Annotated in this window: 11 protein-coding genes; 5 read left to right on the forward strand and 6 right to left on the reverse strand. The window is 30.3% G+C overall.

What is annotated here, in order from left to right:
* Positions 1–94: 94 nt before the first annotated feature.
* Positions 95–781 carry a LytR/AlgR family response regulator transcription factor gene (locus tag OIU80_RS15060; RefSeq protein WP_264287814.1) on the reverse strand — a complete coding sequence of 229 codons (687 nt, stop codon included), beginning with the start codon at positions 779–781 and terminating at the stop codon, positions 95–97.
* Positions 778–1,800 carry a sensor histidine kinase gene (locus OIU80_RS15065; RefSeq protein ID WP_264287815.1) on the reverse strand — a complete coding sequence of 341 codons (1,023 nt, stop codon included), beginning with the start codon at positions 1,798–1,800 and terminating at the stop codon, positions 778–780. Before OIU80_RS15065 ends, OIU80_RS15060 begins: the two co-directional genes overlap by 4 nt.
* 260 nt (positions 1,801–2,060) lie before the next feature.
* Here OIU80_RS15065 and OIU80_RS15070 point away from each other — a divergent pair, with 260 nt between their 5' ends.
* From OIU80_RS15070 to OIU80_RS15090, 5 genes are all read left to right on the forward strand, one after another.
* Entirely contained in the window at positions 2,061–2,747 is a 687-nt protein-coding gene (locus OIU80_RS15070; protein WP_264287816.1) for a DUF2490 domain-containing protein, read from the forward strand.
* 21 nt (positions 2,748–2,768) lie between these two features.
* Positions 2,769–4,061 carry a CitMHS family transporter gene (locus tag OIU80_RS15075; protein WP_264287817.1) on the forward strand — a complete coding sequence of 431 codons (1,293 nt, stop codon included), beginning with the start codon at positions 2,769–2,771 and terminating at the stop codon, positions 4,059–4,061.
* A 39-nt stretch (positions 4,062–4,100) separates the two neighbouring features.
* Positions 4,101–5,339 carry a cation:dicarboxylate symporter family transporter gene (locus tag OIU80_RS15080; protein ID WP_264287818.1) on the forward strand — a complete coding sequence of 413 codons (1,239 nt, stop codon included), beginning with the start codon at positions 4,101–4,103 and terminating at the stop codon, positions 5,337–5,339.
* A gap of 387 nt (positions 5,340–5,726) precedes the next feature.
* The gene (locus tag OIU80_RS15085) at positions 5,727–8,366 is read left to right on the forward strand and encodes an FAD-binding oxidoreductase (protein WP_264287819.1); all 2,640 of its coding nucleotides are present in this window, start codon (positions 5,727–5,729) and stop codon (positions 8,364–8,366) included.
* Between the two features lie 482 nt (positions 8,367–8,848).
* Positions 8,849–9,412 (forward strand): DUF6642 family protein, encoded by a 564-nt coding sequence (locus OIU80_RS15090; RefSeq protein WP_264287820.1) that lies wholly within the window; start codon positions 8,849–8,851, stop codon positions 9,410–9,412.
* Positions 9,413–9,435: 23 nt separating this feature from the next.
* Here OIU80_RS15090 and OIU80_RS15095 read toward each other — a convergent pair whose 3' ends face one another.
* The 4 genes from OIU80_RS15095 to OIU80_RS15110 all read right to left on the reverse strand — a co-directional run.
* Positions 9,436–10,545 (reverse strand): serine hydrolase domain-containing protein, encoded by a 1,110-nt coding sequence (locus OIU80_RS15095; RefSeq protein ID WP_264287821.1) that lies wholly within the window; start codon positions 10,543–10,545, stop codon positions 9,436–9,438.
* A 240-nt stretch (positions 10,546–10,785) separates the two neighbouring features.
* Positions 10,786–11,736, reverse strand: a complete 951-nt coding sequence (locus OIU80_RS15100; RefSeq protein WP_264287822.1) for a hypothetical protein — start codon at positions 11,734–11,736, stop codon at positions 10,786–10,788.
* A 10-nt stretch (positions 11,737–11,746) separates the two neighbouring features.
* Positions 11,747–12,475, reverse strand: coding sequence for an NADase-type glycan-binding domain-containing protein (locus tag OIU80_RS15105; RefSeq protein ID WP_264287823.1), 729 nt, complete (start codon positions 12,473–12,475; stop codon positions 11,747–11,749).
* 29 nt (positions 12,476–12,504) lie between these two features.
* On the reverse strand, positions 12,505–13,168 hold a 664-nt coding region (locus OIU80_RS15110), incomplete at its 5' end, for a hypothetical protein (protein ID WP_264287824.1).

Consider the following 13,168-nt stretch of genomic DNA (forward strand, 5'->3'; position numbering starts at 1 on the left):
AATTATACATTGACAATCAATGCCTTTTTTAATCCCTGAAAATCCCGTTGTTAAAAAAATAACTCAACAAATATTTTCTATTTAAAATGAAGTTTTAATTTAATTTAAGGTTGTTTTTATAGGTGCGTCCTATTGGTAATTCTTTACCATTTTTTAATAGTACAGTGCGTGAATTAAAAGAAGCTATATGCTCTTTTATTATAAGATATGATTTGTGGATTCTTATAAATCCGAGATGACGGTGCAATTCTTCAAATTTTGTCATCCGTTCTAATACCATGTGTTTTTTGTATCGGGATACAATTTTTATATATTCACCAAAACCTTCTACCCAGTATATATCATTGAGTTTAATCTTATTTATAATATAATCTGACTTAAACATGATAAAATCCTCTACGGTATCTTTTGTTTGTTTAAAAAGGTAATATTCTTTTGCTTTAGTTATTGCTTTTTCAAAACGCTCAAAGCTTATAGGTTTTATAAGGTAATCTATGACATCAAGTTCGAATGCTTTAGCAGCATGTTGTTCTTCTGCGGTTATAAAAATGCAAAGCGGCCTTTTTTTAGTTTTTTTTAAAAGTTCAATGCCACTTATGTTAGGCATATTTATGTCAAGGATTAGTAAATCAACCTCGTTTTTATTTAGGAGCAAAATTGCATTTTCAGGATTACTAAATGTTTCTAATAAGTTTATTCCTTTAAGATTAGCACAATAGGTTTTAATAAGTTCAAGTGCAGGATACTCATCGTCAACAGCTATGGTTTGTAATTCTTTCATATTTTAATTTTGAGGGTAGAAAAATACGTTTTATTTGATAATTCTTCAACTAGTCTGTAGTTTTCTGCATATTGAATAGTTAATATTTTTTTTAATGCTTTCATTCCCATTCCTTTATAAGTATGGTTGTTAATGTTTATATTGTGATTAGGTATAGAATTAGTTAGTTTAAGAACAATGTAATCTTCATCCTTGTAAAATTGTACTTTTATATACGACTCTTTTTCATTGCCGATACCAGAATGTTTTAATGCATTTTCAAAAAGGGCAAAGTATATCGACGGAGGTATTTCTAATTGTTCTTGAATTTCTTCATCATTAAGTTCAAATTCTATAGGAAGTGCATTGTTGTATTTTAATTGATACAAACCCGCAAGTGCTTTTATCATTTCAAATTCCTTTTGTATAGTAATCGTATTCTTGTCTGTTTCATATATTACATATTGTAGTAATTGGCTTAATTGTAATATGGCTCCCGAAGTATTTTTTTCCGGATTATAACTCCCAGAATAGATGTTATTAAGAGTGTTTAATAAAAAATGAGGATTTATTTTAGATTTCATTAAATTAAGATCAGTTTCATTTTTTTTAAATTCTAAATTCTTATAGTCATATTCTATTAAAAATTTGTGTTTTGATATTCCTAAAAATGAAGCTACTAAAATGATAATACTCTGAGATGCATAAACACTTATTAAAAAAAGACTTTCATTAGGGTTAGCTATATGATTAACATGAAATTTTGGTTCAACTAGTAAACGTAATAAAGAAGTAGATATAAATAAAATCAGAGCATACAAAATGTACTCTGGATATTTATTTGTCTGATAATAAGTACCTACAAGATAAGAATAGCATACTATATAAAGCATAATGTTTACAACCATCGTAAATAGTACACTGTATAATGCGTAAGGCATTGTCGTAAAATAAAACGTACTATTTACTAGGGCAGTACTATAGATGATAAAAAAGATAAAATGCTGAAATGTAATCAGATTACTCCACTGTTTTGTCATTAATCGATTTATAATCTTTTGTTCCAAGAGAAGTCGGAATGCAACTAGCAGAATAATAATGTTTATTAGTAAAACCATACTTTTTTATTATAAAAATTACTTACCGTTTAAAAAAAAGCCTTTAAAATTGCATATATAATTTTATTTAAGAAACCTTATTGTGTAGTTCACTTATTATATATGTCGTTCACTGAAAATTAGATTTTTTCCAGATCCCATTCGTATACTTTTATCAAAGTCAAAATCTAATAATTATCAAAATGAATATAAAGAATACATCAATTCTGTTTTTTCTAATTTTATTTTCTGTCAAGGGTAATGCTCAGAAAGATAATCTTAACACATGGTTCCAATATACTATGTCGGCGAAATTAAATCAAAAATACAGTTTTACTGCTTTATCACAATATCGTTCTTATGATTTGATAAAAGATTCGCGTCTTTTTTTAGTATCAACATATCTTGAGAGAAAACTGGAAAATGAAATTTATCCAGCAATGGGATACATGTTTCTTGTTTTAGAGCCCTATAATAGTGACATGGAAAAAAGGATACGTTATGAAAATAGACCTTTCCAGCAGGTATCTTTTAAAAATAAGATAGGAAGAACAGTTTTACTACACCGATACAGAATAGAAGAACGGTTTTTAACAAATCCAGACGATTTTATTGTTAGGCTTAGATATCTTATTTCATTTAAAATTCCTTTAAATAAAGCAAGTGAAAAAAATATTTTTTACGGTATACTTAAAAATGAGATACGTATGAATGTTGTAAAAGAAGAACAGTTCGATAGTAACAGGATCACTTCAGGTCTTGGAATTAATTTGGGAGAAAAATCGGCTTTAGAGTTCTCATTTGTCAACCAACTGAGCTCTTCGGATACTAGTAATTATGTGTTACTAGGTTTTAGAAATTCTTTCGACTGGTCTAAATCAGAAAATTAATAACTTAAAATATATATTACCATGCTTACTATCTTAGGCTTTACAATGATTATCGTATTTATGTACCTTATCATGTCAAAAAGACTGTTTCCGTTAACAGCTCTAATACTTATACCAATAATTTTTGCTCTTTTTGGAGGATTCGCATCAGATTTAGGCCCTATCATTATGGATGGTATAAAAAATATTGCGCCTACGGGTATTATGCTCATTTTTGGAATACTTTTTTTTAGTATAATGATTGATGCAGGATTATTTGATCCGTTAGTTAACCTGATACTCAAATTTGCAAAAGGTGATCCAATAAAAATTGCGTTTGGTACAGCTGTGCTTACTGTTCTTGTATCGTTGGATGGAGATGGGGCAACAACTTATATGATTGTAGTAGCTGCAATGTTGCCATTGTATAAAAAACTAGGGATGAATCCTTTAGTGCTATCCTGTATTATAATGCTTGCTGGTGGAGTAATGAACATTCTCCCTTGGGGCGGACCTACAGCAAGGGCAATGACTACACTTCAAATGGATGCAACAGAGCTTTTCGTGCCTATGATACCTGTAGTTGTTGGTGGAGTTGTTTGGGTACTTTTATGTTCAGTATGGCTTGGAATAAAAGAAAAAAAGAGAATTGCAAAAAAGGATTTTGTAAATCCATATTTAGATAATGAAGAAACAATAGGAGTACAACGAGAATTAAAAAGACCAGGACTTATATGGTTTAATTTAGCATTGACACTAACGCTTTTAGCAATAATGATGTTTGATGTTCTTCCGCTTGCAGTTTCATTTATGATTGCTTTTTGCATAGGTCTTATTATTAACTATCCAAAAATAGATGAACAACAAAAGGTTCTTAAATTGCATGCAGGCAATGCGCTTTCGGTAGCATCAATGATTTTTGCTGCAGGTATATTTACAGGAATACTTTCGGGAACAGGGATGATGGATGCTATGGCGAAATCAATGATATCTGTAGTCCCAGATACTTGGGGAAGATTATTTCCTGTTCTAACAGCAGTAACCAGTGCGCCATTAACATTTTTTTTAAGCAACGATGCATATTATTTTGGTATATTACCCCTTATAACTGAAACAGGTCTTCATCTTGGAGCTACAAAATTAGAAATAGGAACGGCTTCGTTAATAGGTCAAGGGGTTCATTTGTTAAGTCCATTAGTACCATCCACTTATCTTTTGGTAGGTTTAGCTGGAGTTGAATTTTCAGATCATCTAAAATTCACAATTAAGTGGGCATTAGGATCATCTCTCGCGATGCTTATTACAGCTATTATTATTGGACTTATTACTTTTTAAATAACCTTTATATCTTTGTTCATTGTTTAATATCACATAATGGAAAATCAACAACCTATAAATACTTCTCTATCAGGTAAATTTGTGAAAAATTTGGCCTCATATGTATTTGTGGCCTTATTACTGGGGGTTGTTGTAGGTCATTATTTTCCTGAAAAAGGCATTAGATTAGATTTTTTAGGAACAAGTTTTCTTTATTTAATTGAACCATTTATTCAACCTGTAATTTTTTTAACTATTGTAATAGGAGTAAGTGGAGTAGGTAACTTAAAAAAAGTTCGCAGTATAAGTTTTAAAGCAATAACATATTTTATTATAATTACAACTCTAGCAATTTTATTGGGTGTAGCAAGTGCATTATTTATTGAACCAGGTAAAATAGCAAAAAGCCGTATTACTACCATTGATATCCCTTCAAAGATTAGTAATGCAGAATTTAATGGCGACAGTTTTAATTTTTTGATACTTAACAGGCCTTTAATACTACTATTGTTAGCCATATTATTGGGGATTGCACTAAGTTTTTCACGACATAGAGAACTATTAGTTATTAAGTTACAAAAAGTATCTTACTTTTTATATAAGATACTTATGTATCTATTTTATCTCATACCAATTGCAGCTTTTGGTGGTATGGCTTATGCAGTTTCTAAGTTTGGCATTGATAGCCTACTGCCATTAGGCAAACTATTAGCAACTACTTATATTACTATGGCTTTTTTCATATTTGCAGTTTTAGGACTTATATTTAGGTATTATAAAATTAGTCTTTGGAAGTTTCTAATCTATATTAAAGAAGAATTACTGATTGTTTTCGGTACTTCATCATCTCGAACAGCTTTTCCACTTATTGTTGCTAAGCTTGAAAAGGCAGGTTGCAGCAAAGCTGTTGTAGGGTTATGTATACCGCTTGGCTATTCTTTTAATCTCGCAGGAGCATCTATATTTTTACCAATCTGTACATTATTTGTTGCTCAGCTTTTTGATATACCGCTGTCTCTAGAGGATATTGCAGCTATTATATTGGTAATTATGATAACTTCAAAAGTAGCATCAGGAGTGCCAGGTTCTGGTTTTATAGCTTTAACAATTACTTTTACTACATTACATAAATTTCCTGTAGAGGCATTGGCTCTTTTATTTAGTGTCGATAAATTTATGAATGAAGCCAGAACGATTACCAATTTCATAGGTAATGCTGCGGGTGCAGTAATTATCTCAAAACTTGAAAAAGATTTTACCCCTAATCCAGAAGTAGATCTTTCTATCACTAATTAATTTTTACATAATCAATTAAATATAAATAAGATAGCGCATATTTATATTCCGTTCCACAAAGAAAAACAACAAAGCCACTTCAATTAATACGAAGTGGTTTTTTGCTTTTTATGATAGTGTAATATTTACGGAAAAGATCAAAAATAATTTGTAATTAAAATCACCTAGAAATTGTAAATAGGTATTGTCTGAGAATTTGACTTCCTCAATGCTATTAAAAGTATTATACATAAAACCAGTACAAATACCTATAATTCAAAACATTATTCGATGTAAATTGCATTTAAAATATTGATTTATTGATGGTTAATATAAACTAAAAAGATACTTTCTTCATAAATATCTTTTTAAACGAATGAGTCCCCAATACTAATTTAACTATATACTATGAAAAATACTTTAATTACTGTAATCGATAAAAAAGCACCAGGATATCAAGACGCAAGGAAAATTTCTAATCTTTTATTGCTAAATAATAATAAATTAAGTCCTGATAAAATTGCTTATTGTGAAACTTCTGATGATGTTATATATGTATTGAATTATTGTCAGCAAAACAAGAAATCATTCAGAATTCGTTCTGGAGGACATCATCATGAAGGAGCTTGTACTGGAGATAATGTAATAGTCGTCGATATTTCAAGAATGGATAAGATGGTTATTAATAAAGCTACAAGTACAATAATAATTCCATCAGGAGCTAAATTAGAAAATGTATATGCTAAACTCAATGAACAAGAGCTACTAATCCCAGGTGGCGGCTGTGATTCTGTTACTATTGGCGGTTTGGCACAAGGAGGAGGCTGGGGGCCTTATTCCAGATTATATGGCATGACATGTGATTCTTTAGTCAGCGCTCAAATCATCATTGCTGATGACGAAAGTGGATTTAAAAAAGTGGAAATAAATGCTACAAATGACTATAAGGATTTATTTAATGCTTTAAAAGGTTCTGGCGGAGGAAACTTTGGAGTGGTTACAAGTTTTACTTTTAAAACACAGTCACTTATAGGTTTAAAAAAGGAATCCTTTGATATCAAAATTTCTAATGGAAGAGAACCTGAAAAAAGACTGGAACAATGGTTTAAAAATGCTTCTAAGGCAATAAATCCAATTACCTCTTTCGTAAGAGTATATCCCGATACAGACGAATTAAAAGATCCCATACGTTTGTATATTTCAGGGATTATTGTAGTTAAAAAAAATGATACTGATCAAGCAATCAAGAAACAAATAGCGACTATAATTGATAAAGACTTTCCAACAAAAGACATAAATTTAATACGCAATACTCCAAGTAGCAATGATAAAAATAACAAAAAGAAATTATCATCCCTTGAAAATAGTTTTAGTAGTCATCTAGCAATATATGACGCTATTAAAGTACAAAAAGATACCCCAGCAATAGCAGCTCCAACATCGACCTGTGATGCTCCACATCCACATAAAATAAGTTCTTTTTTTCCTAAAAAGGGGATAGACTATGCAAGTTTAGCAACTGCTATTTTTGAATATATGAACAAAAATAAAAGTTTTGGAAGTAAAGCAAACACTTATTTAAGTTTACATGGGATGGGAGGTAAGATTAAAGATGGTGATAACTTTTTTTACTACAAAGACAGGGATTTTATGTTTCAAATTCAGGCTTGGTGGTCAAACCCTACTGATCCTGACAATGATAAATACTTAACTTGGGTTGAAAATTTGAGATTAGATTTGAGTAAAAAAGGTTTTACGGAAGGATGTTTTGTTAATTTTCCGGACTATAATTGTATCAGAAAATCACCAAAATCGGAGAAATACAATGCTGAAAACGATGGTGAGCGTATCGAATTATTGATCCAATTTTATGGAAAACGTTACTTAGGAGATTTGCTGCAAGTCAAACAAAAATATGACAGAAACAATAGCTTTTTACATGAAATGAGTTTGAAATCTGGTCTTAAAGGAAACTTTTTCTCTTCAGAATTAAAACTTCAAAATAATGGCTGGATTGGTGGATTTGAAGAGTCTAATCCAGAATTCAAATATCCAAAACCTAATCTTACTTCCTTGCCAATATTAGACAACATGGCTAATATTGACAAACTACAACGCCAGATGAAGGCAGAATGGCCTGAATTTAGTTGGATTACTATATTAGGAGTTCAAAAATCAAGATGTTTTCAAATGTTTGCTACTAATATTTCAAGAATTGGATATACAGCAGAAGGCCGAGTATATTCGATTATTTGTCCACAACAAGGAGCGTATTTAAAAAGCGTTGGGATAAACCTAAATGTTGAAGTAACAGTTACAGGTCAGAGAGGTTGGGTTAATGAAGATTCCAGAGAAATGGCTGCTGATTTAGGTGTGGTAGGGAAAATATGGTTTTCACCTGATAATAATGCAAACCCTTTTATTAAATTTTTATTAAATGAATTAGATAAAACTAAATTCCCATTTAGTAAAGCTACTGCCATACAAGTAAATACGTCGAGAGTTGGTGATGCCAAAGGAATATACTTTCCATTGTTACGTGGGGAAACTGATAGATTTAAAAGTCCTGATTTTGCAAAACATGAAAATGTGGCTTTTACAGTTGCAAATTTAGATGTTCAGATTAATGATATTACTTTAACAAAAGATCCTATAGTAGATAAATTCAATACTATTATTCTTGGCATTTTTAATATACTAAGTGCTAATATGTTAAAGAAAACCAATGTACTTAGCTGGAATATTTGGTTTAATAAACCATCTGTTGTAGATCAAGAGGAATGGAGAAAACATGCAGAATATTGGCGTCATTCGCTAGATGTAAACCATTGTTCTCCAGATGGTGATGGAACAGATGCTAAATACTTTGATGGAAAACCACTTCAAATTAGCAAATTAGAAATCTTAATAGAATTGTACAAACTATATAAAGAAGTTATTAAGCCAAATTATGTAGCATTAGGAATAAAAAATGTATCCAAACTAAATGAAATTGCAGAGCCGTTGAACCAAGAAATAAAAGCAATAAAAGCGATACAGAAGCAATAATCTTAACCCGTTGGATGCAATTTCTTCGTCTACTCGCTTATGTCGCAAAATTTCATTTAACACATAGAAACATAGATTTTATTTGTAAAAAAGAAAACAAAAAGAAATACATTTCTTTCACAAAGCTAGCTATGTGCATTTAAAACAAGTGTAATGCCTTTTTGAGCGTGAAAAGCTGTGTTTCTATGTGTAAAAATTAATTATACCTAACGGGTTAATCTTAATAAATGTATGATTTACTATCAAGTATTTCAATATATAAAATTAAAAAAACACTACAATTATGTAGTGTTTTTTGTTTTACAATCGATAAATAAAAGTGTTTACAGCCAGTAATTTATTATTATTTTTAGACATAAAATGATACAATGAGCAACTAGAGAATACAACTAATTCCTTAAAAGTCTTCTTTATTTATATCTAAATCCCTCAATAAAATATACCTTTGTGTTGTATTTATTATCTACAAAAAACATAATTGTATGGATTATGATAAATTTATTTTCTGCCTTGAGGCTGTTGCCGATGTGGAAATAAACAAAACTACTGAAGTTATTAAAAACTTAGAGCAACTAGCTTTTGATCAAGGTATTTCGAGTATTCATAAAACTTGTGATACAATTGAGGGATTAGAAGATAGCTTAAATGCATTGCTTTATGATGATCATAATTTTAAAGATTATGAAATAATATATTTGGTTATGCCTGGAGAAGGAAATAATGTTTGTCTTAATGAATATTATTATAGTTTAGAAGAAATAGCCGAAATTTTTGAAGGTAAAATGAAAGGCAAAATTTTACATTTTGCCAATGCAAAAATATTAGATTTAACTCAGGAAGAAGCGCAATATTTCCTTGATATAACTGGTGCACGTGCCATTTCGGGTTATGGTGCCGCGCTCAAAAAAATAACAAGTAGCAGTACGCTTGATAAAGCTTTCTTTAGTTTATGTCAGGATGAAGATGATGTAATTGAGATTGTTGAAGAGCTACATCAAAAACATTATGATCTTTGTAAACATCTGGATTTTAGATTGTACTATTAAATTTACCATTTTATCATCCCTTGTTAAAGGCTTTGTATTTTTTCGAATATTTCGTTTAAGGTATCTTTCATTGCTTTAGGAGTGTTTTCACCACTTTGATTTGTTATAATAAATACACCCAGATTATATTTAGGAATTATATAAATAAAGCATTGGGAGCGCGTAACACCACCATGATGCATATATAATGTTCCAAGCTTTTCATCTTTGGTTACTCGCCAGCAATATCCTGAACTAAAACGATCATTAACTTTTACTAATGGGCTGTGAGATTCTGCGACTACAGCATCATTTTTTAATTGGTATTTAATGTATTTTACCATATCAGGAACAGTAGATTTTACGTTTCCACCAGCACCCCAAGGCAAAGTTGCCATTTGGGTAGTGATTTCGTTAAATGCACAATGATAGCCTACTGCAAGATTTTTTTCTTCCTCTGGAGTTAAATTTATCATTGTATGATTCATTTGGGCATTTATGGCAAAATACTCTTTTAATATCACTTCAAATTTTTTGTTATAGGCTCTCTCTAATACGGCTGCCAAAAGTTCTATTCCTGCACTCGAATAAGAGAAGTTATATCCCGGAATGGTATCAATTTTTATTTGATGTAGATCTCTAAGAAAATCTTTTTGTGTGTAATTTTTTAATGCATTGTTGAGATCAGTTGGTGTCTCTTTTTTTGTGAAATTTTTCAGGATTTCATTTACACTTAAAGGAATCATATTTGGTAAACCACTTGTATGGCTAACTAAATCTTTTATGCGAATAGGGTGGTTATCAAATGTTAGATTAGGATAATCTTCGCTTAAGTATTTTTGAACTGGATCATCAAGGTTTATTTTTTTATCCAAAACAGCTTTAGCAATTAATGTACCTGTATGAGTTTTGCCTAATGAACCAATTTCATAAATTGTTTTATCAGTTGGCGCATTTGATTTTCCTTTTTCTAATTCGCCATAATGACCTATAAATTCTTGTCCTTGATATACTATCCCGATTGAGGTAGAATTTATTAAAGGTTTTTCTATCATTTTGATTGCGGCACTGTCAACTATTGTTTTAAGATTAGTTTTTTGCGCTATACTAAATAGTGGCAATATTAAAAAAACGATAAGGATTAATTTTTTCATGATTTCTGAATTTTTATTGGTTATTGTTATTTGATACAAATGTGCATTGGATAATCATGAAATCCGTACGACAAAAAAAAGTCGAACGCATTTTTTGATTAAAATGAGTTCGACTTAATATAAGGCGACGTACGAGTAATTACAAATCGCTATTAATTAACTATTTAAAAACTATTTAACTATTTGGTTTATATATATATATATATATATATATATATATTTGAATGAAGCTTTAAAATTTTATTCTTTGCAATGGTCTTTAAAAATTGATTTTTCTTCGATTAAAAAAGATTTTTGAGTTGTAATGAATGTATTTATTTTTTTATAGATATAAAGTAAGTTGGTATTATTGTAATCATAATCGGCTGTATTTTCTTCGCCAGCTACATAGTTTAGTTTATTGATGTAGGCATTCCTTTTTTCATCTAAAGTATAGTTTAGTTTAAACTCTTCATTTTCGATATCGGCATCATAGCTTTTGTATTTGGGTGTATATAATACAAGATTTGGAGCAAAATCAATACCTGAGATTTGTGAAAATTCAGATTTACTTAACTCCTCATTTAAGTCTAGCTTTTCTCCAAAATGTTTGGAATAATATAAACCTCCATCTTTATAGAGATAAGAAAACGGATGATAGTTATCTTTATCTTCAAAGTGATATACGATAAAATCATTGAAATTTTCGATGTTATTGAAAGTGTAAATTTTCGGCTTGTACTCTTTATTTTCCGAATTAGAATAGGGTAAAGATGTAAATGATATGGTATCAGCTTTTTTAGTTGTAGTATATACTTCTGGAAATTTAATGCAGTGATGGCCTTTTACATAAACGCGTTGTAGTTTTGGTTTTACAGCACTAAGTTTCCCGATGTGCATAAATGTTTCTTCCTCATGTAATCCGTTTGAGAGCATGAATTTAGAGTTTTCTTTTAATTCCGGAGTATGTCTTCCGTAAACCTGAAATGATTCTTTAGGAGCATCGGGAATAAATTGTACTTCGCCATGTTCTTTTAATGTCCATTTACCAGTTATAAGCGTTGCGTAACCTATTATTACAAATGTACCATCCGGTTTTAGGTAATGACTTCCGCCTCTTAATTTGTAATAACCAACTACATCATTTTGGGTTTGTGCTTTTGCATTATAATTTGAGAGCATAATAGCGAATAGGATAATAATTTTTTTCATTTTTTATTTCTTAGTGTACATCAATTCCGTCAAAGTAAATTTCGGTTATAGCAGTATCGTTAAATTTATCACCTTTATAGACTTCGGCAATTTCGAATTTTAAAATTAAGTCGGTTCCGTTTTTGTTATGTCCAAAAGTTCCAAGATCGAATATTTGGTCGTTTTTACTGTCTTCTAAATTCAGGATTCCAAATGCTTTTCCGTTGATACTTAATCGTAGTTTCTTCACTCGGTTATTGTTCTTCCAGGCGGCATCGGATTTTACATATCCGTTAGAAATTATAATTTGTGTAATTCTCGGGCTTTTGTTGTAAAAAGAGTATTCTAAGTATTCTCCAATTCCTTCGTCTGGTTTGCCTTCGACCCAAGCAGTTTGGTAGCTTAGGTCATTTGCGTTCTTTGCTTGGTATTTTGTATCTTTTTCTGAGTTTAGAGTAGAGGATGCTTTTATTTTATAATTCCCACCGCTACAATACCAGCTGCAGCCACCATCTATAACATCCCACATACTTTCTACAACTTCACCATATTTCTGTAATAAAACATCAAGTTCTTTTTGTTCTGTAGGGGATAGTTTAGATTTTTGTAAAAGTTCGTTTTGTCGCTTTATTTCATTGTCTGTTTTTGAACTTAAATCTACTTTTCGGGTTTCCGTGGGATAAAAATTTTTATCTGAATTCTGTCCATAAGTAAAACTTACAATTACTGTAAATAAAAATAGTGTAAAGTATTTTTTCATATAAGTATTATCAGTTTTTGATGTGTTTTTTATTTTTCGGTCGGGTATTTCCCAACTGCAGTCATTCCGTCCTCCGAAAAAAACAATATTTCTGTTGTAATGGGATAACCAGAATTTTGATATTCTTGAACTACTGTTTTCCCAATTCTATTTGCGAAAAATTCAAAATCTTTTTCAGAAAAAATATAACAAAAATCTCTTACTGGAATTACCGCGTAAAATGGAAATCCAATCTCTGATTTCAGTTTCTCTTTCATTTTTGAAGCAAATAGGAGGGAACTTTTTAGAAATGTTTTTTCGACTTCAATCATACCAAGTTTTCTGTCCTCTATTATTTCAAAATCGATCTTGGTTTTTGATAGTAGTTCATTAGCATTTAAATCCGCTTGTTTAATTAAATCTTGCTCCGAGATGTTCCACTTCATTAAGATGTCAGTAGAAATCCAGGTTAGTTTTTCTTTTTCGCTCACCGCATAAATTTTACTAAATTCATCCGTGACTTTTTCATAAATTAAGTCTTTAAAATCGAAATCATTTGGAAATAGCTGGATATAGACATTATTTTTTGAATTCTCCCAATTTGGAATATCAGCTGAATAGGATAGTATTGTTTGAACTAAATCTGATATATGCTTTTCATCAGAATCTCTTTCGTAATTTCGTCTTATGTTTTCTAGGCTTATTTCAACCTTA

The sequence above is a fragment of the Flavobacterium frigoritolerans genome, assembly GCF_025847275.1.
Lineage (GTDB): Bacteria > Bacteroidota > Bacteroidia > Flavobacteriales > Flavobacteriaceae > Flavobacterium > Flavobacterium frigoritolerans.